Raw genomic sequence first — 24,442 nt, 5'->3', positions numbered from 1 at the left:
GGTTAAAAGGTTTTCTATTTCGCTGTAAACACTATTTTTGTAGGAAACAAACCAAGGAATGCAGTTTAAACATCCAGAAATACTTTACGCGCTATTTTTGCTTCTTATTCCTATTATTGTTCATTTATTTCAATTACGTAAATTTCAAAAAGAATCTTTTACCAACGTAGCCTTCCTAAAAAAAGTAACGCTACAAACCCGTAAAAGTTCTCAAATTAAAAAATGGGTAACTTTGCTAACACGTATGCTATTATTAGCATGTGTTATTGTTGCATTCGCTCAACCTTTTACCTCTAAAAACAATACTTTTAATACGACTCCTGAAACCGTTATTTATTTGGATAATAGTTTTAGTATGGAAGCCAAAGGTGAAAATGGTGAGCTTCTAAAACGTACTGTTCAGGAATTAATTGAGAATCTAGACCCTAACGATCCAATTTCGTTAGTCACAAATACGGAAGTTTATAAAAACACGACACTTAAAAGCATTCAAAATGATTTATTGCAACTGGAATATGCACCAAACCAATTACCATATGATGCTGCCTTGTTAAAAAGCTCCAAACTATTTAGCACGACAGCTAATTTATATCGGAATTTGATTTTTATTTCAGATTTTCAAGCCAAAGATAAGGCGTTTTCAATTGATAAAGACTCATTTTACACCATTCACCCCATTCAATTAAAACCCGTTAATACGTTTAATATTTCAATAGATAGTTTAAGTATTTCTGCATCTACAGGTAGTAATACTACGCTTCAGGTTTATTTAAAATCTAATGGATCTTCAGAACAGTATGTTCCTATTTCACTTTTTGATGGTGAAAAATTATTGGCAAAAACCACTGTTAATATTAAAGATCAAGCAGAAACCGAGTTTACACTAACCGAAAAACATATTTCTAAGGGTAAAATTGTAATAGAAGATACCAGCTTACAATTTGATAACACATTGTATTTTAATATTGCTGAACCTACAGAAATTAATGTACTAACCATACAAGAAAATGCATCTAGCAATTATCTAGAACGGTTATTTGCTTCTGACGAGTTTGAATTAACAACTACCAATCTCAACAAATTAAACTATAGTATTATTGAGAAACAGCAATTTATTATTTTAAATGAATTAGAAACCATTCCAAGTTCGCTTTCAAATTCCTTAACTGCCTTTATGAAAAAAGGCGGATATGTTGTTATGATTCCTAATTCCACTTCAGAAGTCAGCAATTACAATACTCTGTTAGGATTTTATGGGTTACAAATACAAAATGCAGTAACCACTGAAAAGCGTGTAACACGAATCAATTATTCACATCCAATTTATAAAAACGTGTTCGAAAAGCAGGAATCTAATTTTCAGTACCCCAAAGTAAATACGTTTTTCCCTACCATATCAGCGTCAGGTTCCAGTGCTTTATCTTTTGAAGATGCTAAACCCTTTTTAATAATAAACCAGCAGTTAGCCTTCTTTACAGCAGCTTTAAATACGGAAAACTCAAATTTCACTGAATATGATTTAATAGTACCTACTTTTTACAATTTAGCAAGACAAAGTTTACAGAAGCCCAAGTTATACTATACAATTGGTACTGAAAATAGTTTTGATATACCCATTAATTTAGAGCAAGATGGTGTATTATCTTTAGAAAACGAAAGTACAAATATGATTCCTATGCAGCAGTATTTTAATGATAAGGTAACAATCACTACTACAGATTTGCCAGAAATTGCTGATGTTTATAAAGTAAAAAATAAAGAAACCACTGTTAGTGAAGTTAGTTATAATTACAACAGACAAGAAAGTAATTTAGTTTACCAAGATTTAAGCCTGTTAACTGGTGTTGTTGTGGGCAATTCTGTTGCTGACATTTTTGAAACCATAAAAAGTGATACGAAAATCAATGCCCTATGGAAATGGTTTGTTATTTTTGCATTAGCTTTTATAATTATTGAAATGCTCATCTTAAAATATTTTAAATGAACGTACTCATAAAATCTGCCACAATAATTGATTCCAAAAGCGATTTTCATAATCAAACCGTTGATATTTTAATTGAAAAAGGCACTATTACTAAAATAGCATCCACTATAAATAACACCAACGATTATAAAGTCCTTCATTTAGATAACTTACACGTTTCACAAGGATGGTTTGATAGTAGTGTTAGTTTTGGTGAACCAGGTTATGAAGAACGCGAAACCATTTCAAATGGACTAAAAACAGCTGCTTTTTCTGGATTTACGGCTGTTGCATTAAACCCAAACAGTAATCCTGTAATTGATAGTTTTGCCGATATTTCATTAGTAAAAGCAAAAGCTCAAAATCATGCTGTTACCCTTTTCCCTATTGGTACATTAACCAAAGGTGCATTGGGAGAAAATATGGCTGAACTCTTTGATATGAGTCAAGCTGGAGCTATTGCCTTTTATGACTATCAAAAACCGATAGAAAATCCTAATTTAATGAAAATTGCGCTGCAATATGCCAGCAATTTTGAGGGTTTAATTATATCCTTTCCGCAGGAATCACGTATTTCTCGTACAGGCGTTATGAATGAACATATTTCTAGTACGCGTCTGGGACTGAATGGAAATCCCACATTAGCTGAAGAGTTACAAATTGCACGCGACTTATTCTTACTAGAATATACAGGAGGTAAATTACACATTCCAACAATATCAACAGCTAAATCTGTTGATTTGATTCGCGAAGCAAAAAAGAAGAAATTAGATGTTTCCTGTAGTGTGGCTATTCATAATTTATGCTTTACGGACGAAGCTCTTGAAACCTTCAATACAAACTTTAAGGTTTTACCTCCAATTAGAACACAATCAGATATTAATGCTTTAATTAATGGACTAAAAGATGGTACTATTGATATGGTAACTTCCGATCATAATCCAATTGATATCGAGCATAAAAAGATTGAGTTTGAAGGTGCTAAATACGGCACAATAGGCTTGGAATCTGCTTTTGGTGCATTACAGACATTATTCTCAACCAAGAAAACAATAAACTTCTTAACCCAAGGAAAACAGCGATTTGGAATAGAAACAAGTCCAATAAAAATTGGTGAAAAAGCCAATTTGAGTTTGTTTAACCCTGACGAAACATACACATTTAACAAAACAAACATCACATCTACCTCTAAAAATGCCATTTTTGAAAATGTAGAATTAAAAGGTAAAGTGTATGGTGTTATTGCGAACAATAAATTAATATTAAAATAAAAAATGACAGATCAAACAATACAAGAAGGAAAAACAATGGCTATTGTAGCATATTTTACCTTTATTGGTTTAATTATAGCTATTGTCATGAATATTGATAAAAAAAATCAGTTTACAACATTTCATATCAGACAGATGTTAGGTCTTGTAATCATGTTACTGATATCAAATATTACAGAAAAATATATCAGTTCATGGCTTGGCACATCATTTTGGGCCATAACATTTCTTTGTTGGCTATTTGGATTGTTTTATGCCATTAAATCTGAAATGAAACCGATTCCAATAATTGGCGAAAAATTTCAAGAATGGTTCCGAAATATTAATTAGAAAAAACTGCTTACATTGAATTTACACTATATAACAAGACCATCATCATTACAAGAAAATGCACCATTACTCATACTCTGCCATGGGTATGGTAGTGATGAAAACGATTTGTATTCATTTGCTTCAGAGCTTCCTGAAGAATTATTTATCATTTCACTTCGTGCACCACAAGCCATGCAACCCTATGGAAATGCTTGGTATGCTATAAATTTTGATGCCGAGAAAGGAAAATGGAGCGACGATGAACAAGCCAAAGAATCTCGTGATCAAATATCCGAATTTATCGATTATGCTTGTGAAACCTATCCTGTTAACAAAGACAATGTGAATTTATTAGGCTTTAGTCAAGGAACTATTTTAAGTTATGCCGTGGCACTAACCTACCCTGAAAAGGTGAAAAATGTAATTGCTTTAAGCGGTTATATAAACCCAAATATTATTCCAGAAAACCCACTAGAAAAAGATTATTCTAATTTAGATTTTTACTGCTCTCATGGTAGCGCTGATCAAGTAATTCCAGTTGATTGGGCGAGACAAGCTCCTAAATTTTTAAACAGCCTGAACATTAAAAACCAGTACGCTGAATTTCCAGTTGGTCATGGAGTGGCTCCCCAAAATTTTTATGATTTTAAAAAATGGTTAATTGAACGGATATAAAAAAGCCTCTACAACTTTAAAATTCAGTTGCTCATCCTCGGTAAGCTCGTAACTAACAAATAGTTCGCCCCAATATTTACCATCTGTAAAGTTGGCTATAATCCATTTATGATTTAACACGCGGATTTGATCTATCATCATTTTACCACCATTTAGTGCTGGATAAGGAATTAGGGGATGCTCCTCGCCTTTCACTAAATTAAGTTCATATAACTCATCTTTAATAAACGGTATTAATTCACTAACACGGTACCCTCTATCCTCAAAATAGGTTAAAGCAGGTTCCGAATTCATTACCGAAAATTCTGATAAGTTTAAAACCTGATCGCGTAAAGCAGAAATGGTGTCACCAAATTTCAAGGCCTCTTTTTCAAAAAGCCTGTCTTTTTTGGCTATGATACCTTCATAAGAATCTAAAACTCGTTTAGAATTTACATATTGAAACACCACTAACAGTAAGGTGAATATAAACAGGTACATAAAAATTCTTTTCTTCATTATAAAGCAATTTGTAAGTTATCGTAAGCTAAAAAAACATTATCTGGTAACATTTGTTGCACAGCGTCATGAAACCCTAATAAATGACTAATATGGGTTAAATAGGCTCGTTTAGGCTTTAGGTAGGTTATAATTTCTAAAGCTTGTTCTAAATTTAAATGCGAGGGATGTTCGCTTTCACGAAGTGCATTTATAACCAAAACATCCAAGTTTTTTAATTTCTGCAGCTCTGTGTCTTCAATAGTTTTAACATCCGTTAAATAAGCAAAATTTTGAAATCTGTAACCAAACACTTGCAAGTTGTAATGCATGGCATCAATAGGTATAACTGGAATACTCCCTAATTGAAACGGTTCATTTTTCACCTCATATTGTACCACACTTGGTGCTCCAGGATATTTATTCTCTGTAGCAAAAATATAATCAAAACGCCTTGTTAACTCGCCTAAAACACGCTTATGTGCGTAAATAGGAATAGCCCCTTGTTTAAAAAAGTAAGGTCTAATGTCATCTAAACCTGCGGTATGGTCAGCATGTTCATGAGTAAAAATAATACCATCAATTTTTGAGCAATTAGCACGCAACATTTGCTGCCTAAAATCTGGCCCACAATCAATGACATAGGTACTATTATCCCATTCTATTAAAATTGAAACTCGTAAGCGTTTGTCTTTAGGGTTGCTACTTAAGCAAACAGGATGTGTGCTCCCTATTACGGGAATTCCTTGAGAGGTGCCAGTGCCTAAAAACGTAATTTTCAATCGTATTTATTTTGAAACAAAAATAGGGTTATTTTTTTGTTTGACAACCCGTTTTAATACCTTTGTCACTTATAAATAACTCAAGTTTACAATGGAAATAAGCTTAAAAGGTGATAAGGAGTTTGATGAAATACCGTCATTAAAAACAAAAGCACTCCGTATTAATCTAAACGAAAATATTTACGGAACATTTGCAGAAATTGGTGCTGGCCAAGAAACAGTTCGTCAATTTTTTAGAGCTGGAGGTGCCTCTGGAACCATTGCTAAAGCAATGTCTGCTTACGATAAGGATTTTAGTGATGCTATTTACGGCATTGAAGATGATGGTCGCTATGTTACAGAAGCACGTTTACTTAAAATGTTAAATCATGAAATTGATTTAATGGAAAAACGTTTAACTAGAGATAAACACCCTAATAAGTTATTCTTTTCTTATGCTAATACCGTTGCAACCATAGATTTTGCAAAAAAATATAAAGGTCATGGTTGGGTAGGAATTCGGTATCAAATTGATGCTGAAGAGAAAGAATATAATGAAATTTCACTGCATTTACGTTTTAAAGAGAATGATGCACGATTGCAACAAGAAACTTTAGGTATTTTAGGTACGAACTTAATTTATGGCGCATTTTATAAGTATAATGAACCCAAAAAATTACTTCGTTATCTATATGATCATTTAGATAAAGATCAAATTGAAATTGATACCATTAATTTTTCAGGGCCTGTATTTGAAGATGTAGACAATCGTTTAATGAGTTTACAATTGGTTAAAAATGGTATGACAGATGCGGTTATGTTTGCTCCAGATGGGAATAATGTTTTACCAGCACGTGTTCTTTACAAAAAGAATATTTTAGCCTTACGTGGTAGTTTCAGGCCTGTTACAAAAGTTAATATAGACATGTTTGAAAAATCTTACGACATGTTTATAAAAGAAAATAAAGTAGATCCAGATAAAACACAAGTGGTTTTTGAAATTACGTTATCTAATTTACGCGCAGAAGGCGAAATTGATGAGCAAGATTTTATGGATCGTGCCAAATTACTGTGTTCACTAGGTCACACCGTTTTAATATCTAATTTCCAAGAGTATTATAAACTTGTGGAATACTTCTCTCAATACACTAAAAGTCGTATGGGATTAGCCATGGGTGTCAATAACTTGGTTGATATTTTTGATGAAAAATACTACCGTCATTTAAGTGGTGGTATTTTAGAAGCCTTTGGTAAACTATTCTTCAAAGACTTACGCGTTTATCTATATCCAATGCAAAATGAAAATGGCGAATTAACAACTAGCGAAAACCTAAAAGTGCACCCACGAATGAAGGAATTGTACAAATTCTTCAAGTATAATGGTAAAGTTGTTGATATTACAGATTATGATAGTTCCATTTTAACTGTTTTCTCTAGAAATGTTCTTAAAAAAATATCAGAAGGTGAAGATGGTTGGGAAACCATGCTACCAGAAGGTGTTTCCAAATTAATTAAGCAAAAAAGCTTATTTGGCTGCGAAACAGAAGAAATGATTCACCCAGATGAGTTATAGAAATGCTTAACTATGAGTTCTAAATTAGTAGTAGCCCTGTTTGTCTGTTTTTGTGTTGTATTTGTAGCTAGTGCGCAAGACCTTGCACTTGACTCTAAAACTACAACCAAGGATTTGGTTGGAGAAATTTCAAGACATGAATTAGTAAGTCATCCTGTTTTTAATGAATGGTTTTCTAATAATTTTGAAAATTATCAATTAGACAGCAAAACTATTGACAGGCTAAAAGCCATTCCAACTAAAGATTTAAGTTTTAAAATCATTATGGGCACTTGGTGTAGCGATAGCCAACGAGATGTTCCTCGGTTTGCACGTATATTAGAAGAACTTAACATAGCTGAAAGCGCCATTAATTACTACGCGTTAGATGCTGATAAATTATCACCAGAAAAAATTGAAGAAACCTATCATGTAAGTCACGTTCCTACATTTATTATTTATAAAAACGGTAAAGAACTGAATCGGATTGTTGAAATGTCTATTCGGACTTTAGAAGAAGATTTACTCCTTATTCTTACAACTAACGACTATCAGCATATTTATGCGGATTAGACAGTTTTCAGTTGATTTATAAGCTAAAAATTACTGTAAAAACCATTATAAAAAAGCGACCTAAATAGGTCGCTTTTCGTTTTTACTCTAAAACTTAATTCTTCAAATTTTTAAAAAAATAATTTTAAATAAATATAACTAACTTGACCAAAACTCTACAAGACTAAAAAAGACGCGTTTTGTTAAAGCACTCAAACTGGTGCATTTTACGGGAAAACCGTAACGGTTTTTTAACTTTTCGATGAACGGCACATATTATACATAAAAAGCTTGTCCAAATGCTTTTTTTTTAATTAGTATGTATCCAATATGGACTGTTAGTATTTGATATTTACATTAAAAATGACTGTTAAAATAAGACTGTTAATTTTGTTTAACTATTTTTAGCTATATAAAAATCTGGCTAAAAAACAAATTCTTATTATTATGAAAATTAACAAATACTGCAAGTTTATAATTTTATTAAGTATTTCCGTGTTATCACTTAATTGTTCCAATGATTTAAGTGAAGATGTTGAAAATAACCAACAAAATCAAAATGTAGATTTAACTCACTCAAAATTAGAAAAAAACACAATAGTTAATGACACAATATTTATTAACTATATTGATAACGTTGTATCACAAGCAGACAAACAAGTAGACTTGAATTCACTAAATCTAATTTTACAGAAAGATCAAAATACATTAACCAATCAAGATTTAAAAGATTTAGCAGAATTATTGGGCTATATTGACTTTAATGATATGGAAACATATTACGAAGTGCAGAATGAACGGATCGATAAATTAGATAAAAAATACGATTTGTCCAACCCCAATAATATCCCTATATTAGAACAAGCTACCACAGACGTTTACAACAAACATCACACATATGTTTCTGTACCTGGAGGAGGGTCCATCGGCTCGACTTGTTTAGAGCGATATAACAATTGTATAGCTGGCGCTTTAGCGATGGCCGTTCTTGAACATTTTGCTTGCGCAGCTTTAGACACAACTGTGGTATTAGGTATTATATGCCATTCCACAGTTACAGCTTTACAGATATCAGCAAATAATCAATGTAGATATGATTTAGAAGATTGTATATAATTAGTAAAACTATAAAATATGAAAGAGAAAATATTTTCAATAAAAGTTTTAAGATTTATTCCAATTATATTAGTGATTTTGGGTTATATCTTAACTAAACAACTGGATATCTTTACGTCAGAACAAGATATATATGTATTGATTTTGTTCAATGCAATAGCATTTATTTCTTTATTTCTTTTATATAAGAATAAGGTAAATAAGATTTCAGCTCAAAGAATAGCAGTATTAGGAATTGCTATTGTGGCAAGTGTTATATTGTATTTTATGTATTTGCCTTAGACTATATTTGGTTGGAGTAAAAAGCGACCACATTGGGTCGCTTTTTAATTTTTAATCCAAAATTTAATTCTTCAAATTTTTTAAAAAATAATTTTAATTAAATATAACTAACTTGACCAAAACTTTCCAAAACTAAAAAAGACGCGTTTTGTTAAAGCACTCAAACTGGTGCATTTTACGGAAAAACCGTAACGGTTTTTTAACTTTTCGATGAACGGCATATATTTCTCAAAAAAAGCTTGTCCAAATGCCTTTTTTTTAATTAGGTTATATCAAATATAGACTGTTAGTATTTGATATTTACATTAAAAATGACTGTTAATTTTGTTTAACTATTTTTAGCCTCCTAAAAATCTGGCTAAAAAACAAATTCTTATTATTATGAAAAAATTATTAGTCTTATTAGTCTTTTTTGTTTTCTATAATTGCTCTGAAAATGAAAAAAACACAGCAACTATTGAAAAAGCGAAAGCCCACCATGAAAATACCGCAAATAGAGTTGCAACGAACCACTTATATGTAGAAATTGATGATAAAAAATATGACTTCTATTATGATAAAAAAAATCTTGAAATTGTTTTAACAACATCATATGGTAGTTCAGGTTATATTTTTAATTATGATCAAACTATGGATCTAGTTAAAAATATTAATACCAATAGTTTATCCGCTTCTTATGGTTCAGATTTTAATATGGATATAAGAAATATGATTTTTAATGATACCATTATTACTTTTGATGAATATAGAAATGATACCTTTTTTAAAAATAAAACAGTTAAAGTTTCTGAAAAAATAAATAAAAATGATTTTTTCAATTCATTAGATTCTACTATTTCTTTGGATAATGAATCTATAAAAGATCAATTAAATCTAAAAGCCTGTCCTCCTTGTGTTGTTTTATTAATAATTGTAGCTGGAACAGTAGTTAGTGATTCTAATGAAGGGAATCAAGATTTGTGTGCTCAACAAAATGCACTTGTTGCAGCAAATTGTGTAAATAGAGATGGTTATTGTTTAGAGTCTAATGGACCATGTGTTATCAAATGTGTGCCATGTCCGCTTACAAATCCCTAATCAAAATTTATATCAAAAAATTAAAAGCGATCCTAAACAGGTTGCTTTCTTTTTTTAACATACATATTTAATAAAAAATGTTAAATTAAGCCTATAAATTATTTTTAAGTTGTTGGGCGAATCCTTAACGAAAAAAGTTAACTAAACAATTCTAAATAAATTAAACCATGAATAAAAGCTATGCTTTACCGGATAAACTTATATTGATATTTATATACTTGCTTTACATTATAGGTATCGGTATTTATATTGGAGCATTTTTATTAGACTATCAAAATAACATTAACTTGTATACGGGTATGTTTTTCATTTTTGTTATTTTTAATAGACTTGCGTTCCATTCGTTTGCTAACAAAAAGCGCTTAAAATATTATTTGTATTTAACCGAATTATGCTTTTTGGTATACCTTTTGTTTTTATATATTTATGATTTTGAGTATTTTATTAGATATAAAATATTGGCAATTCCTGCAATTATATTGGTACATGTACAACTATTCTTTTATCAGAAAATGAAACAAAACCATGAAAAAAGTTAATGTTATAATAGCAAGAATTTTAGTGGTTTCTGTCTTATATAACTCCAATTCCAGACTGTTTAAATTGAAATGTGTGCTGATTTTTTGTTTTGGAATACTGTACGATATTTAATAGAAAAACTAAACGCGATAATATTTAAATGCTAGGCGTAAAAAAAAAAAGCGACCCTAATGGGTCGCTTTTTAATTTTTTAGTCCAAAATCTGATCCGTGTGTGCTTTGGTTTTTACCTTGGTAATAACATCTTTAATTAGTCCTTTTTCATCAATAACAAAGGTGGTTCTATGAATACCGTCATACTCCTTACCCATAAATTTCTTGGGTCCCCAAACGCCAAAGGCTTCAATAACGGCTTTATCTTCATCGGCTAATAAGGGATAGGGAAAATCGTATTTATTTTTAAAATTACTTTGCCTTTTTTCGCTATCGGCACTCACACCCAAAATATCATAACCTGCTTTTTGAAAACGGTTATAATTATCACTTAAGTTACAAGCTTCCGCTGTACAGCCTGGTGTGCTGGCTTTTGGATAGAAAAATAATACAAGTTTTTTGCCTTTATAATCACTTAAAGAAATGCTATTTCCATCTTGGTCTTTTGCTGTAAAATCTGGTGCTTTATCTCCGGGTTTTAAATTTGTCATAGTATCTTTGTTTAAAATCAATTTCTGTAAAAATACAACTTATGACCAAGCAAGAAAAGGTAGATTTCGTTATAAAAACGTTAAAGGAACTGTATCCAACTATTCCAGTGCCTTTAGATCATAAAGATCCATATACCTTGCTGATTGCCGTTTTAATGTCGGCTCAAAGTACCGATGTTCGGGTTAACAAAATTACACCACTCCTTTTTGCGAAAGCCGATAATCCGTATGATATGATAAAATTGTCTATTGAGGAAATCCGAGAAATTATCAAGCCTGTTGGCTTGTCGCCTATGAAAAGTAAAGGCATTCATGGTTTATCGCATATATTAATTGATAAACACCATGGCAAAGTGCCAAAGACCTACAAAGAACTTGAAGAGCTTCCTGCTGTTGGCCATAAAACGGCTGCTGTAGTGTTATCGCAAGCGTTTGGAATTCCTGCTTTTCCAGTAGATACGCATATTCATAGACTAATGTACCGTTGGGGTTTTACCAATGGTAAAAACGTGGTACAAACCGAAAAAGATGCCAAACGCTTATTTCCAAAAGAGCTCTGGAATGATTTGCATTTACAGATAATTTGGTATGGAAGAGACTATTCACCTGCTCGTGGTTGGGATTTAGACAAAGATATTATTACTAAAACTATTGGCAGAAAAACGGTATTGAATGATTATTGGGCAAAGAAGAAATGATTATTAAACAAAAATGTTTGATGTAGTTGCGAACGGAATGTGAAATCTGAAATCTCAATTTATAAAAAACAAAGATTCTTACTTTGGCAGGAATGTAAAAAAAAAGTCCTGAGACTAATCAGGACTTTTTCAAAGTTTAGTTGAGAAGCGCTTCAAACTTCATCTTATTACAATTTATAACACTTAAAGCCTTCGAATAATCAAGAAGAAATTTTACAGTTTCTTCTTTTGGGTTTAAATTAACGTGATTTTGGGTTTTTTTTTGAGAGTAAAGTTTGGCCATTAAATTCATTTTTTTTGGTTTATACTCTACTAAACGCATCAAGTTAAAATATATTGTATCAATTAGTTAAAACTATATTATGTTTATCTATTATTTTTCGCATATTGATTAATGCATAACGCATTCTACCTAGAGCAGTATTGATACTAACACCTGTCTTTTCTGATATTTCTTTAAAACTCATATCGTTATACATACGCATCATTAACACCTCTTTTTGGTCTTCAGGCAACTCTTCAATTACCCTACGAACATCATGTTCTACCTGATCTTTAATTAAACTTTTCTCGGCATCTAATGTACTATCACTTAAAACAGAAAAAATATTGAAATCGCCTGTATTACTAAATTTAGGCATGCGATTACTTTTTCGGAAATGATCGATTACCAAGTTATGAGAAATACGCATAACCCAAGGTAAAAATTTCCCTTCTTCATTGTATTTACCCATTTTTAAAGTTTTAATAACTTTGATAAAGGTGTCTTGAAAGATATCATCGGCAATATCCCGATCGTAAACTTTAGAATAAATAAAACTAAATATACGCTGCTTGTGCCTGTTGATTAATATTTCAATAGCTTGCTCGTTGCCTTGTATGTAATTGGTTACCAAGGTAGCATCCGTGATAAGATTGTTTTGCATAATCATTACTTTAATACCAGAATAAGTCTGGTTTTGGGGTTAAAAGATGTTATAAAGTAATGTTAAACGTATAGGCTACTCTTGTGATTTTTAGGTTTATAGAAGCCAAATATAACAACAATCCTTTTAAAAAAACAAACTTATTTTCATTTTTTACAAAAATAATTTGTAATACATTCTATTTTTTAATGGTATTTTCTTGTAGTATCTTTGCACAATTAATTCTGCTAATAGCTTATGAATACTAATATTTCCGAAGTCAACCCTAAAGAAAACATTATCATTAAAGGTGCTAAATTGCACAATTTAAAAAATATTGATGTCGTTATTCCTCGGAATAAATTAGTCGTGATTACAGGATTATCAGGTTCAGGTAAATCTAGTTTAGCTTTTGATACTTTATATGCTGAAGGACAAAGACGTTACGTAGAAAGTTTATCTAGTTATGCGCGTCAGTTTTTAGGGAGGTTAAATAAACCTAAAGTCGATTATATTAAAGGTATAGCTCCAGCAATTGCCATTGAACAAAAAGTAAACTCCACCAATCCACGCTCTACAGTAGGAACTACCACAGAAATTTATGACTATTTAAAATTACTGTTTGCTAGAATTGGTAAAACCTATTCGCCTAAATCTGGTAAAGAGGTTAAAAAAGATACCGTTACGGATGTATTAAAACATATTAAAACATTTCCTGAAGGTGAAAAGCTCCTCCTCCTCGCTCCTATCATTTTAGAGAAAGATAGAACATTAGCCGACAAATTAAAAGTACTAAATCAGCAAGGTTATGCTAGAATTAAAGTAAACGATTCTGTTCTACGGATTGATGAAGCTTTTGATACAAAAGAAAAACCGGAAAACATCTATTTAGTTGTAGATCGTGTAATTACAAAAAACGAAGAAGATTTTTACAACCGACTGGCAGATGCTATTGAAACGGCTTTTTTTGAAGGAAAAGGTAATTGTTATGTTGAATCACTTTCCACTAATACGCAGGAACATTTCAGTAATAAATTTGAATTAGATGGTATTGATTTTTTAGAGCCAAATGTTCATTTATTCAGTTTCAATAACCCGTATGGTGCTTGCCCAACCTGTGAAGGTTATGGTGATGTAATTGGTATTGATGAAGATTTAGTAATTCCAAACACCGGTTTATCTATATACGAAAACGCCATATTTGCATGGCGAGGTGATAGTATGAGCTGGTATCGTGATCAATTAGTTAATAACTCACATAAATTCGATTTTCCAATTCATAAGCCATATTTCGAACTATCAGACACCCAAAAGCAATTAGTTTGGGAGGGCAATCAATACTTTGACGGTTTAAATAGCTTTTTTGCCGAACTGGAATCTAAAGCATATAAAATTCAGAATCGTGTCATGCTTTCTAGGTATCGCGGAAAAACCAAATGTAAGACCTGTAAAGGAAAACGCCTGCGTCCAGAAGCTGATTATGTGAAAATAAATAAAGCTACAATTACCGATTTGGTAGATATGCCTTTGGATACATTAGCCAAGTTCTTTAAAAATCTAAACTTAAACACCCACGATTCGCATATTGCTGAACGTTTATTGAAAGAAATAAACAACCGCTTAAGTTTTCTTGATAATGTGGGTTTAAGTTATTTAACCTTAAACAGAAAATCCAATACCTTATCTGGTGGTGAAAGTCAGCGTATTAATTTGGCTACCAGTTTAGGAAGTAGTCTGGTTGGTTCTATGTACATTTTAGACGAACCGAGTATTGGTTTACACCCAAAGGATACTGAACGATTAATAGGTGTTTTAAAAGCCTTGCGCGATTTAGGAAATACCGTAATTGTTGTAGAACATGATGAAGATATTATGCAAGCTGCAGATGAAATTATTGATATTGGTCCTGAAGCTGGAACATTTGGCGGTAACGTGGTTGCCACTGGAACGTATCAGGATATTTTAAAATCTTCGTCCTTAACAGCTCAATATTTAAATGGTAATTTAGAAATAAAAGTGCCCAAAAAAAGACGTACATCTAAATATGCGGTTGAAATATTGGGTGCCAAAGAAAACAATTTAAAAAATATTAATGTCACGTTACCATTGGGTATGTTAACCGTTGTCACTGGTGTTTCTGGTAGTGGTAAGAGTACTTTAATTAAAAGAATTGTTTATCCTGCATTGCAAAAAAAAATAACCGATTTTGGCGATAAACCAGGACAATTTTCGGAGTTAAAAGGAAATTTCAGCAACGTTAAACATATAGAATTTGTAGATCAAAACCCTATAGGTAGATCCTCGCGATCCAATCCAGTAACTTATATCAAGGCTTATGATGATATTCGTGCGCTTTTTGCCAGTCAGAAATTAAGCAAAATCCGTAACTATCAAGCCAAACATTTCAGTTTTAATGTGGATGGTGGGCGTTGTGAAACTTGTAAAGGTGAAGGTGAAGTGACTATTGAAATGCAATTCATGGCAGATGTGCATTTAACTTGTGATACTTGTAACGGAAAACGCTTTAAGAAAGAAGTACTAGAAGTGCAGTTTGAAGGGAAGTCCATTGACGATATATTAAACCTAACTATTGACGACGCTATAGATTTTTTCACAAAAACCGAACAGAAAAAAATTCAAATTAAATTACAACCGTTACAGGATGTTGGTCTGGGTTATGTAACATTAGGTCAAAGCTCCTCTACCCTTTCTGGTGGTGAAGCACAACGTATAAAATTAGCAACATTTTTAGGAAAAGGAAGTAAAAGCGATCAAGCCTTATTTATTTTTGATGAACCTACTACAGGTTTGCATTTTCATGATATTCAAAAATTACTAAAATCCTTTTATGCCTTAATTGAAAAAGGCCATTCCATAATGGTCATCGAACATAATTTAGAATTGATTAAATGTGCTGACTATATTATTGATTTAGGACCAGAAGGTGGTGAACGTGGTGGTTACCTTATTGCAGAAGGCACACCAGAGGAATTAGTTAAAAATAAAAAATCTATTACTGGTAAATACCTTAAAGAAAAACTTTAGTAAAATAAAAAGGCATAAAATATCAGAAACACCGTTGTTACTGGTGTAACAATAGATAAAAATATAAAAATAGTAATACACCATTTTATAAATGTTTTTATCCATCCCTGATTATAAAAATATTTTAAAGCCAGTAACAAATAGATTGACGTAGACATAATTATTAGAAAGTCTATCCAATTGTAGATATCCCAAATTAAATTTATTGCTATTATAATGCTAAATGTGGTAAACAAATAAGCGAAATAATAGAAACTAAATACCAAATGATGTGCATAAGTCCCTCTTTTTAAATGCAGCATTTTCAGAATAAAAGCAAAAATTGGTAATAAGAAAAACATGGCTATGGGTATCATTCCGTAAAATGATCTTAAAATTCCAGAACCTTTTTTTGATTGATAAAATTTTAATGATTGGGAATAAGCACGTTTGGTAAAATAGCCATCGTTTTCAGTCATTCCCATTTCTTTGAGAATAATATCTTCCGATGCATTAGAATCTATAAGCGAATCTATTTTTTTAGTCATATAAGATAAACTATTAAAATCTCGCGTTTCAAATTGTGCATTTGATATGATAGAATCAAGTTCTTCATTAGACAGTTCAGATAATACTTTATGTTCTTTAAATGTTTTTCGTAACTCTCCTCTCTCTAAGGAGTCCTTTAAAATTTTACCCAATAATGCAGATTGCTTTATAGAATCGTTTTTAATTGTAGTCATTAATGAGTCAACAACTCTTTCTTTTTTCATTGTTTTAGCCAATGTAGCGTCTAATTGTTGAGCCTGATCTTTTTCAACAAAAGAGAATAAAAAAAAGAATACTAAAGAAATAAACAAATACATCTGTGCAGGATGTAAATACAGCAAGCGCTTACCTTCAATAAATTTTTTGGCTAAAAATCCTGGTTTTAACATCAACGGAAAAAAGCTCTTGAAAAATCGTGCGTCAAAAGAAAAGTAATTACTAATTGTATTATAAAATAAAACTTTGAGTGTGAGCTGATCATTACGTTTTTGACCACAATGCGGACAAAAAGCAAAAGAATCGCTATAGGTCTTTTCACAGTTTTTACACGTATGCTTACTATTTGTCATAAGTTTTTATTGATTTTATAAATCTATAAAAAAGAAACCACTTATAACAAAATCTAGTTGCTTGCTAATCAGAATTTTAAAATTATGGCACGACAATTGGTTACTATGTAAAACATAGCGAAAGCCGAAAAGCTTATGAGTAGGCATAATCAAAATCCTAATACGATGAAAAAACAAGTACTTTTATTTACAGCTTTGTTAATAGGATTAACAACTGTAACAGCAAACGAAAACCTGTCTGTATCGGCAGCCGATGATTTAACAGTTTGGAACAGTAGCTATGCGCAGCCCATTATTTTTATAGAACGTGGTATTGAATTTATGATTTTTCCAAATGGTAGTTTTGACTTTAATACTAATGCGATTCCACAAGCTAGTCACTTTGAAAGTAATTATTACCACAGAAGCTCAACACAAACAAGACGTAGTTCTGTAAATACAACCTTTGGTGCTCCTAGTATGTATAATCGTGTGCATTATGCAACTCCAAGAAACCAAGGAGTTATTGTAACACATGATGCCAACGGACAAGTAAGACGAATTGGAAACGTATTCATTAATTACGACCGAAATGGAAAAATTAAACGTGCTGGATCTATATATATGCGTTATAATAATCGTGGTATATTAAAGCAAGTTGGCGGACTACATATTAATTATAATCGTTGGGGAGAAATTATTAGCCAATACGGTTTTGTAAGTCCATTTAATAATATGTGTCACGTTTGTGGAATATATAACTGTTCTATAAGTCATGGCTCTACCAATGCACATTCTAATTTCAACACGAATAGTACCGAAGATTTCTACTATTACAAAAAAGACAAATCTTCAGAGCATAAAATTAACGCACAATCCTTAAATGGCAAAAGATAAGTTTTTAGTTAGTTAATTAGTTAGTGAAAAATCCCAAGTAATCTGAAAACGATTATTGGGATTTTTTTGTTTTTGCAACTTACTTGGATTATCGGGTTATTAATAGAAATATCTAAATAACCGATTAAGCATCTAATTAAACAAAACTTTTAAACAACTGATACATAAAAACATAAATAGTATTTTGTTTTTTTGGCACGTTGTTTGTTTTATCACAAATGAGTTTAATTAATACACAACAATTATGAAACAGTTAGCATATTTACTTTCGATACTATTTGTGTCAAGTACAGCAGTCATGGCCAGTACGAATGATATACCTGATCAAAAACCTTATGAAACAAACAATAGCGGATTTGGTAATGGCAATAATTTCATTTTTGTGGAAGGTGGAATCGAATTTTCTCTATTTCCAGATGGGCAATTTGATTTTCACATGCCCAATTACACCAATAATGTTAATGTATCTGTTAATATACCCAATGTAAGCATCAGTTTTAACACAGGTTATGATTATAATGGTTTTGTACAATATGATGAATTTGGAGCCATTATTCAAATAGAACACGTACCTGTTTTTTATGATTATTACGGTCGTGTAATTCGGGTTGGCGATATATCTATGCGCTATAATAGTTTTGGCTATTTGGTAAGCATTGGTGGTATGTACGTACATTATAACCGTTATAACCAATTTACGTATTGTTCAGGTTATATTAACCCTTATAATCGCGTGTATGTGTATAGACCATGGCACAGATTTTATCGAGTTCCAGCTTATGATTACTGCGTGGTTTATAAAAACCCTTACAGACAACATTATAAGCCAGTACGGTATCGATACTCAACCCCTTATGTTAATAATTACAGACGTGCAAGTGCTGTTGCCAGTCGAAGAGGTAATACTATAAGTAGACGTTCAGAATTAGCAACTAGAACACCAAATAGACGTACAAATTCGGTTTCAGCGCAAACGCCTAGAGAACGAAATCATGCCGTTAAACAGTCGTCAAGGACTAGAGCACAGAAAAATACTGTAAGAGGAAATTCAAATCAACGACGTACAAGTTCTATGAAATACACTGGTAATACACGCAGTGATACCGAAACAAATTCAAAGTCCAGAACACACAGTAACAATAAAGCAAGTTCAAGAAATAACAGTAGAAAAGTTTCTGCTTACAGTTCAAGAGGCAACAATGTCAGCAAAAGCACTACTTCCAGAGCGCAATCTAAACGAGTTAGTAAAAATAATCGAGTAAATGAAAAACCAAATGTAACTAATTCTCGTACATATAATAAAGAAAGAAAAACGACCAGTAATTCTAGACAATTGGATTCTGGTAGAAGAAGATAAAAATTTTTGGTTGGTTAGTAAGAAAGTCCTGCGATATGTATGCCTCAAAGCTACATCGTGGGATTTTCTCTTTTTATCCGATTGATAATTGTATTGATAAGCGAGGTTATGTCTTCAGAAAATTGTAACGTATAAACTACTGTTCCATAAAATACGGTTATTAAAAAAGATTTAAGACCTATATTTATTAATGGGTGCCAAGGAAAATCCCAAAAATAAAATACACCAAGACATACAATAATTAGTACCAATACTTTAACGGTGTTTAGGGTGAATGGTTGCATTTTTAATTTGATATTTACAAACCATAATTTTGCTAAATTATACAATAATATAGCTAGAAACGTTGCAAAAGCAGCACCATTAATTCCATAAATAGGAATGAAGATAATGTTTAATACAACTGTTAAAATAGCTAAAAAGACCCCTAATACAAGTACCATTCGGTAATAATCACTATTAAAAAGTATGGCATTGTTATTACCCAGTAAACTATCTGTTAGTTTTGATAAACTTATAACAAACACAACTAATAGTCCATCAACATAATTATCATTTATAAAATTATATAGTTCATTAATGTTTAAAATAATCAGCAAGAAGATAAACCCGCTAATTATAAATAAACTCAAAGAACTTTTTTTATATAATTTATCCAACTCTATTTTATTCTTATCATTCAAAAGTTTGGCTGTAAGTGGACTGATAATCTGATGCATGGAACGACTTGGAACACCTATTACCGATGCAATATAAATAGCTACACCATAGTATGCCACATATTCAATAGCTACATACCTATTCAGCATAAATTTGTCGACTTCCAAAATTACATTAGCAACAGAACCAGCTATAATTATTAAAGTAGTGTATTTTAAAACAGAGGACAGATTGGGTATTTTAGTAGTATTGAAAGACGGAAAACGTAAACTAAACGCATACAGTTTCATGATGACAACACGGACAATATAAATACCTGTTATACCGTATATTAATTGCTCAACATCTATAAAATTTAAATACAAGCAGAATAATAGAATCATGGTTCCGGCTCTATGAAAAACTTCTTTCATAAAATTACCAAACACACTTTGCATTTGCACACGAGACCAAGCATAAAACACTTCAAAATACGAAAACGCTATAGCCGAAATAAAGATGAGCCATACATAATCACTTACAATTGCATTTGTACCAGATAACCATGAGCTTATGGCATCAAAAGCAAAATAACCCACAATAGCTGTTGGAATTATAATTGCTAACGGTAAAAACAACATAAGCATTAAAAAACCGTTTTGCGTTTGTCGTGTTTTATAGCTTGAATAAAACTTTATGAGGGTATTATGAACACCAAAAGCTAAAATAGGCATCATAACATTAGCTGTAGAAAAAATATATGTAATTAAACCAAAGTATTCATCGCTAATAAATTCCGTAAATAAAAACAACACATTTATGGCACCCAATCCAAAACCCAGATAGGTAATAATTGTATTTTTTATGGACTGGCTTGTTACGATTCCCATTTATAATAATTCGGCTAGTGATTTAGTTAATGCTTTCCTACTGTATTTTTGTAATCCGATTCCGTTAGCGTGTAAACTCCCGTTTTTAAATGAATTATAATGTAATTCTATTTGCTTCTTTAAAGCTACATAATCATTATATATAAAATAGCTACCTGTATTGGTTTCTCTTAAAATAGTTTCAATATCAGAACCATTCGGTCCTAATGCAACTATTGGTCGTTCGGAAATCATATATTCAAATAACTTACCAGGAATTATGCAACGCGTATCTGGCGAATCTATTTCAATCAACAAAAGAACTTGCGATTTTTTTTGAAACATAACTGCTTCTTCATGTGACACATAACCAACTTTATTTACATAATTACTTAAGCCATGTGAATCTATCAATTTCAAGACATCTTCACTCACAAAACCAACTAAATTTAATTTGAAGTCTGATGCGAAACCTGGATTTTCAGCAATTAAATCACTTAAAACCTGCCATAATATTTCCGGATTTCGTTTGGATAATAAGGAACCGATGTGTGCTAGTGTAAATTGAGAGTCCAATTCAGGTTTGGCTACATGATTAACATCATAACCATTAGTAATTACCGAAATTGGTTTATTTGTTTTAGCCATAAATTCGTCTTTTGTAACTTGGCTAGTTACTAAAATATGATCGGCTTGCCTTAAGACATCTGTTTCTAACTGTTTGTGTTTATTTTTAGCACGTTTAGTAAGTTTTAATTGTTTATGATAACCAATTGTTGTCCATGGATCGCGAAAATCTGCAAACCAGTTCATCTGAAGTTTTTGTTTTAGCTGTAAACCAATAAGGTGTAAGCTATGTGGTGGTCCAGTTGTAATAACAGTATCTATTCTCTCTGTTTGTATATAATCCTTTAAAAATGCCACAGAAGGTTTTATCCAACTTTTCCGAGCGTCTGGAATGAAAAAATTTCCGCGAATAAAAAGTAATATTTTTTCTAAACTAGATTGTTTATTATCGTTTGTAATAATCCCTTTACTAATGGTTTTGGTTTTCTTTTTTGAAAATAAACCTGCTAGTTTATAAGGCTCGGAAATGGGCTTTTTTATAATGGTTACTGAATCTGGTACTTCAGATATTAAACTACTATCAATAATTGGATAGTTTGGATTTTCTGGAATATAAACAATAGGCCCAATACCATAGTCTGGCAAGTATTTTACAAATTTCAACCATCGCTGTACTCCTGGTCCTCCTGCTGGCGGCCAATAATATGTTACGATAAGAACTTTTTTATGCACACTAGTCTGTTTTACGTTTAAAACCATAAAACAATCCACCAAGACATAATAATCCGAAAATGACTGAACTCGCTAAAGCAATCTTGCTACCTGATTTTATAACATCAGGTTCAAACTTAAACTCTATAGTATGTTTACCCGATGGAATATTCATAGCTCTCAACACATAATTAACACGCGTATATGGTGACAATTTACCATCTATATAGGCATTCCAACCATGATTATAATATATTTCTGAAAATACGGCAAAACCATCTACAGATGATTCTGAATGGTATTTAATATAATTCGGTTTATAAGTTTCTACCTGAATATTGGCAGAAGAATCAGTAACAAAAGTCTTACTCTCCAAACCTGTCATAGAGGTTATGGCTACTTGTTTCGTATTAAGACTATCAAGCTTTAATATTTCAGTATTAGCATCATTAACCTGTTCTAAACGACTCACAAACCATGCATTGCCATTGGCATCTGTATTTGTGTAAGGGAAAATATTATTATCATCATCTTGAGCAATAATGTACTTGGTATTTAACATATTCAACACATTGATATTGTTTTGCGAAATATGAAAGTCATACAATTCATTAAAACGCTTTAATTTAGCCGCATGGTACCCAGAAATCGAATTATGAAAGTACGATGCTCGTGCACCTCCAGAAGTTAAATCTAACACCCTGAAGTGTTCTGGGTCTTCTTGAATGGCTTTATCAGCTGCATTTGCTTGATACGGTTTATTTACTTGAATAGATGATACAAAATTATCATTATTAACATAACGTCTATCAACACCTATCAAATCAAAAAGTATTAAACCAGCAAATATAATTACTACGAGTTTTTCAGATAGCTTTTCCTTTATAAATAAGAAAACGGTTCCAGCTGACAGCAATACTAAAATTAAGGTCCTCAATGTATCTTGTGTGAAAAATGCCTTACGATCTTTAATGACAGCATCCACAAATTGCGGCCCATAATTCTGACGGTAAAGACCATCATTAGCACCAACAAAATTGAATAAGGACGATTTGAATAGTAAAAAAACTACAGCCAATCCTCCTGTTATTATAGCTGTATATTTTAAAGCTTTCAACTTTTCTTCATGTTTTTCAAGCGGATTAAACAACCGTACCAAGCCAAAAATTGCAAGTACTGGAATACACAATTCCAGTATAACTTGAATGGAACTTACCGCTCTAAATTTGTTGTACATGGGCACAAAATCGATAAAAAAATCGGTTAAAAAACCAAGATTCTTCCCGTAAGATAATAGCAACGATAAAACAGTTCCACCCACTAACCACCATTTTAAGCGCCCATTTACTAAAAATAAGGCTAGAACAAATAGAAATATTACAACGGCTCCAATATAAGCAGGAGCTTCAACTATGGTTTGATCTCCCCAATATGTTGGTGTTTGTTTTACTTCTTGTAAAGCCTGAAGCGGTGTAGCACCAAGTGCTAAAAAAACATCGTAAGTAGCAGAATCTTTACCAACATCCTCATAACTTCCACCTCCCAAAAACCGTGGAATGTATAAATTGAAGGTTTCTAAAAGTCCATAACTGTATTCAGTTATGTAATCTTTGTCTAAACCTGTCGTTACAGCTTTTGGAGAACCATCTGGATTAATGGTTAAATCGCTTTGGCTACGTGTACTTTCCGCAGCATATTCTTGAGTAGCTAGAATATTTGTGGCATTTAAACCAATGGCCAATACAACAGCAATTGCCATAATCCCAACAGATTTAAAATAATGTGGCAGCATTTTCTTCTTGTAAGCATCAACCAAATAGGCAATACCAATTACCACAACTAAAAACATCAAATAATAGGTCATCTGAAAGTGATTAGCCACCAACTCTAAAGCCATTGCCACGGTAGTTAAAAGAAATCCAGCCAGGTATTTATTACGAAACGTAAGGATAATACCACTCAACACCAATGGCATATAAGCAATAGCATGCGCTTTACTATTATGGCCTACACCCAAAATAATAATTAAATAGGTAGAAAACCCAAAAGCTAACGCACCTAAAGCAGCTAATTTAAAATCAACTTTTAATGTCAACAACAGGATGTAAAACCCTATAAAATAAAGGAATAGATAATCGGCAGGCCTAGGCAAAAACCGTAAGAATAAATCGAGCTGTTTAATGTAATTATGTGGATATTTGGCTCCTAATTGGTATGTTGGCATGCCTCCAAAAGCACTATTTGTCCAATAGGTTTCACTACCTGTTTCAGCTTTAAAATCTTTTTGTTGTTTAGACATGCCGATATACTGTTTTATATCGCTTTGATAAATTTCTTTACCTTTTAAAACAGGACTAAAATAAGCTAATGAAATACAAATAAAGCCTACTAAAACAAGAATATGTGGCAGGCATTTTTTAATTGAAAATTGCATGAAATCGGATTAATCAGTGAAGG

The 24,442-nt window shown here is 31.8% G+C and carries 21 protein-coding genes; 13 read left to right on the top strand and 8 right to left on the bottom strand.

The genetic code is table 11. From position 1 onward, the window contains the following. The first annotated feature begins 58 nt into the window (after positions 1-58). The 4 genes from BM239_RS07355 to BM239_RS07340 are packed head-to-tail and all read left to right on the top strand — an operon-like array spanning position 59 to position 4,221. Positions 59-1,984 carry a vWA domain-containing protein gene (locus tag BM239_RS07355; RefSeq protein ID WP_092207025.1) on the top strand — a complete coding sequence of 642 codons (1,926 nt, stop codon included), beginning with the start codon at positions 59-61 and terminating at the stop codon, positions 1,982-1,984. Then, complete coding sequence (locus BM239_RS07350) at positions 1,981-3,234, top strand: dihydroorotase (RefSeq protein WP_092207023.1); 1,254 nt, start codon at positions 1,981-1,983, stop codon at positions 3,232-3,234. Before BM239_RS07355 ends, BM239_RS07350 begins: the two co-directional genes overlap by 4 nt. 3 nt (positions 3,235-3,237) lie before the next feature. After that, on the top strand, positions 3,238-3,564 hold the full coding sequence (locus tag BM239_RS07345) for a DUF4870 domain-containing protein (RefSeq protein WP_092207021.1): 327 nt from the start codon (positions 3,238-3,240) through the stop codon (positions 3,562-3,564). Positions 3,565-3,570: 6 nt separating this feature from the next. After that, on the top strand, positions 3,571-4,221 hold the full coding sequence (locus BM239_RS07340) for an alpha/beta hydrolase (protein ID WP_092207020.1): 651 nt from the start codon (positions 3,571-3,573) through the stop codon (positions 4,219-4,221). Here BM239_RS07340 and BM239_RS07335 read toward each other — a convergent pair. Together BM239_RS07335 and BM239_RS07330 are read right to left on the bottom strand one after the other, a co-directional pair. Next, positions 4,204-4,719: a hydrolase gene (locus BM239_RS07335; protein ID WP_245758206.1), complete on the bottom strand. Its 516-nt coding sequence runs from the start codon at positions 4,717-4,719 to the stop codon at positions 4,204-4,206. The two genes, BM239_RS07340 and BM239_RS07335, sit on opposite strands and share 18 nt — an antisense overlap. Beyond that, positions 4,719-5,480, bottom strand: coding sequence for an MBL fold metallo-hydrolase (locus BM239_RS07330; RefSeq protein ID WP_092207018.1), 762 nt, complete (start codon positions 5,478-5,480; stop codon positions 4,719-4,721). The genes BM239_RS07335 and BM239_RS07330 overlap by 1 nt, the downstream gene beginning before the upstream one ends. A 91-nt stretch (positions 5,481-5,571) precedes the next feature. Here BM239_RS07330 and BM239_RS07325 point away from each other — a divergent pair, with 91 nt between their 5' ends. The 5 genes from BM239_RS07325 to BM239_RS07305 all read left to right on the top strand — a co-directional run bounded on the left by BM239_RS07325 (position 5,572) and on the right by BM239_RS07305 (position 10,038). Continuing rightward, positions 5,572-7,032 carry a nicotinate-nucleotide adenylyltransferase gene (locus BM239_RS07325; RefSeq protein ID WP_092207017.1) on the top strand — a complete coding sequence of 487 codons (1,461 nt, stop codon included), beginning with the start codon at positions 5,572-5,574 and terminating at the stop codon, positions 7,030-7,032. A gap of 12 nt (positions 7,033-7,044) precedes the next feature. Continuing rightward, positions 7,045-7,584, top strand: a complete 540-nt coding sequence (locus tag BM239_RS07320; RefSeq protein WP_092207016.1) for a thioredoxin family protein — start codon at positions 7,045-7,047, stop codon at positions 7,582-7,584. Between the two features lie 426 nt (positions 7,585-8,010). Then, positions 8,011-8,679 (top strand): hypothetical protein, encoded by a 669-nt coding sequence (locus BM239_RS07315; RefSeq protein WP_092207015.1) that lies wholly within the window; start codon positions 8,011-8,013, stop codon positions 8,677-8,679. 18 nt (positions 8,680-8,697) lie between these two features. Then, complete coding sequence (locus BM239_RS07310; RefSeq protein ID WP_092207014.1) at positions 8,698-8,961, top strand: hypothetical protein; 264 nt, start codon at positions 8,698-8,700, stop codon at positions 8,959-8,961. A gap of 381 nt (positions 8,962-9,342) precedes the next feature. After that, complete coding sequence (locus BM239_RS07305; protein WP_092207013.1) at positions 9,343-10,038, top strand: hypothetical protein; 696 nt, start codon at positions 9,343-9,345, stop codon at positions 10,036-10,038. A gap of 730 nt (positions 10,039-10,768) precedes the next feature. Here the strand turns inward: BM239_RS07305 and bcp are convergent. Next, complete coding sequence (gene bcp / locus BM239_RS07295) at positions 10,769-11,221, bottom strand: thioredoxin-dependent thiol peroxidase (RefSeq protein ID WP_092207011.1); 453 nt, start codon at positions 11,219-11,221, stop codon at positions 10,769-10,771. Between the two features lie 41 nt (positions 11,222-11,262). Between bcp and BM239_RS07290 the strand changes: the two genes are divergently transcribed. Then, the gene (locus BM239_RS07290; RefSeq protein WP_092207010.1) at positions 11,263-11,919 is read left to right on the top strand and encodes an endonuclease III domain-containing protein; all 657 of its coding nucleotides are present in this window, start codon (positions 11,263-11,265) and stop codon (positions 11,917-11,919) included. Positions 11,920-12,260: 341 nt separating this feature from the next. On the opposite strand, the gene BM239_RS07280 is transcribed toward BM239_RS07290, so the two are convergent. After that, entirely contained in the window at positions 12,261-12,845 is a 585-nt protein-coding gene (locus BM239_RS07280) for an RNA polymerase sigma factor (protein WP_092207530.1), read from the bottom strand. Positions 12,846-13,082: 237 nt separating this feature from the next. Between BM239_RS07280 and uvrA the strand changes: the two genes are divergently transcribed. Then, positions 13,083-15,869: an excinuclease ABC subunit UvrA gene (uvrA, locus tag BM239_RS07275; RefSeq protein WP_092207008.1), complete on the top strand. Its 2,787-nt coding sequence runs from the start codon at positions 13,083-13,085 to the stop codon at positions 15,867-15,869. Here the strand turns inward: uvrA and BM239_RS07270 are convergent. Next, the gene (locus tag BM239_RS07270; RefSeq protein WP_092207007.1) at positions 15,866-16,966 is read right to left on the bottom strand and encodes a DUF3667 domain-containing protein; all 1,101 of its coding nucleotides are present in this window, start codon (positions 16,964-16,966) and stop codon (positions 15,866-15,868) included. The genes uvrA and BM239_RS07270 overlap by 4 nt on opposite strands. Before the next feature lie 165 nt (positions 16,967-17,131). On the opposite strand from BM239_RS07270, the gene BM239_RS07265 reads away from it, so the two are divergent. Together BM239_RS07265 and BM239_RS07260 are read left to right on the top strand one after the other, a co-directional pair. Next, a complete protein-coding gene (locus BM239_RS07265) occupies positions 17,132-17,842 on the top strand; it encodes a hypothetical protein (RefSeq protein ID WP_092207006.1) in 711 nt (236 codons plus the stop codon). 244 nt (positions 17,843-18,086) lie between these two features. Next, positions 18,087-19,199, top strand: a complete 1,113-nt coding sequence (locus BM239_RS07260; RefSeq protein ID WP_143094905.1) for a hypothetical protein — start codon at positions 18,087-18,089, stop codon at positions 19,197-19,199. A 50-nt stretch (positions 19,200-19,249) separates the two neighbouring features. On the opposite strand, the gene BM239_RS07255 is transcribed toward BM239_RS07260, so the two are convergent. From BM239_RS07255 to BM239_RS07245, 3 genes are read right to left on the bottom strand one after another with little or no spacing between them, the layout of a single operon-like run. Next, on the bottom strand, positions 19,250-20,728 hold the full coding sequence (locus BM239_RS07255; protein WP_092207004.1) for a lipopolysaccharide biosynthesis protein: 1,479 nt from the start codon (positions 20,726-20,728) through the stop codon (positions 19,250-19,252). Then, positions 20,729-22,033, bottom strand: coding sequence for a glycosyltransferase family 4 protein (locus BM239_RS07250; RefSeq protein ID WP_092207003.1), 1,305 nt, complete (start codon positions 22,031-22,033; stop codon positions 20,729-20,731). It lies immediately after the preceding gene. Continuing rightward, positions 22,008-24,419 carry a YfhO family protein gene (locus BM239_RS07245; RefSeq protein WP_092207002.1) on the bottom strand — a complete coding sequence of 804 codons (2,412 nt, stop codon included), beginning with the start codon at positions 24,417-24,419 and terminating at the stop codon, positions 22,008-22,010. Before BM239_RS07245 ends, BM239_RS07250 begins: the two co-directional genes overlap by 26 nt. Between the last annotated feature and the right edge of the window lie 23 nt (positions 24,420-24,442).

The organism is Algorimicrobium echini, from assembly GCF_900115185.1.
Taxonomy (GTDB): Bacteria; Bacteroidota; Bacteroidia; order Flavobacteriales; family Flavobacteriaceae; genus Algorimicrobium; species Algorimicrobium echini.
This window is presented reverse-complemented; position numbering and strand designations above follow the sequence as displayed.

Coding starts and splice junctions, on each gene's coding strand:
- BM239_RS07320 (WP_092207016.1), top strand. CDS start 7,045: ATGAGTTCTAAATTAGTAGTAGCCCTGTTTGTCTGTTTTTGTGTTGTA.
- BM239_RS07305 (WP_092207013.1), top strand. CDS start 9,343: ATGAAAAAATTATTAGTCTTATTAGTCTTTTTTGTTTTCTATAATTGC.
- BM239_RS07315 (WP_092207015.1), top strand. CDS start 8,011: ATGAAAATTAACAAATACTGCAAGTTTATAATTTTATTAAGTATTTCC.
- BM239_RS07345 (WP_092207021.1), top strand. CDS start 3,238: ATGACAGATCAAACAATACAAGAAGGAAAAACAATGGCTATTGTAGCA.
- BM239_RS07325 (WP_092207017.1), top strand. CDS start 5,572: ATGGAAATAAGCTTAAAAGGTGATAAGGAGTTTGATGAAATACCGTCA.
- BM239_RS07265 (WP_092207006.1), top strand. CDS start 17,132: ATGAAAAAACAAGTACTTTTATTTACAGCTTTGTTAATAGGATTAACA.
- BM239_RS07255 (WP_092207004.1), bottom strand. CDS start 20,728: ATGGGAATCGTAACAAGCCAGTCCATAAAAAATACAATTATTACCTAT.
- bcp (WP_092207011.1), bottom strand. CDS start 11,221: ATGACAAATTTAAAACCCGGAGATAAAGCACCAGATTTTACAGCAAAA.
- BM239_RS07245 (WP_092207002.1), bottom strand. CDS start 24,419: ATGCAATTTTCAATTAAAAAATGCCTGCCACATATTCTTGTTTTAGTA.
- BM239_RS07350 (WP_092207023.1), top strand. CDS start 1,981: ATGAACGTACTCATAAAATCTGCCACAATAATTGATTCCAAAAGCGAT.
- BM239_RS07270 (WP_092207007.1), bottom strand. CDS start 16,966: ATGACAAATAGTAAGCATACGTGTAAAAACTGTGAAAAGACCTATAGC.
- BM239_RS07280 (WP_092207530.1), bottom strand. CDS start 12,845: ATGCAAAACAATCTTATCACGGATGCTACCTTGGTAACCAATTACATA.
- BM239_RS07290 (WP_092207010.1), top strand. CDS start 11,263: ATGACCAAGCAAGAAAAGGTAGATTTCGTTATAAAAACGTTAAAGGAA.
- uvrA (WP_092207008.1), top strand. CDS start 13,083: ATGAATACTAATATTTCCGAAGTCAACCCTAAAGAAAACATTATCATT.
- BM239_RS07335 (WP_245758206.1), bottom strand. CDS start 4,719: ATGAAGAAAAGAATTTTTATGTACCTGTTTATATTCACCTTACTGTTA.
- BM239_RS07355 (WP_092207025.1), top strand. CDS start 59: ATGCAGTTTAAACATCCAGAAATACTTTACGCGCTATTTTTGCTTCTT.
- BM239_RS07260 (WP_143094905.1), top strand. CDS start 18,087: ATGAAACAGTTAGCATATTTACTTTCGATACTATTTGTGTCAAGTACA.
- BM239_RS07310 (WP_092207014.1), top strand. CDS start 8,698: ATGAAAGAGAAAATATTTTCAATAAAAGTTTTAAGATTTATTCCAATT.
- BM239_RS07250 (WP_092207003.1), bottom strand. CDS start 22,033: ATGGTTTTAAACGTAAAACAGACTAGTGTGCATAAAAAAGTTCTTATC.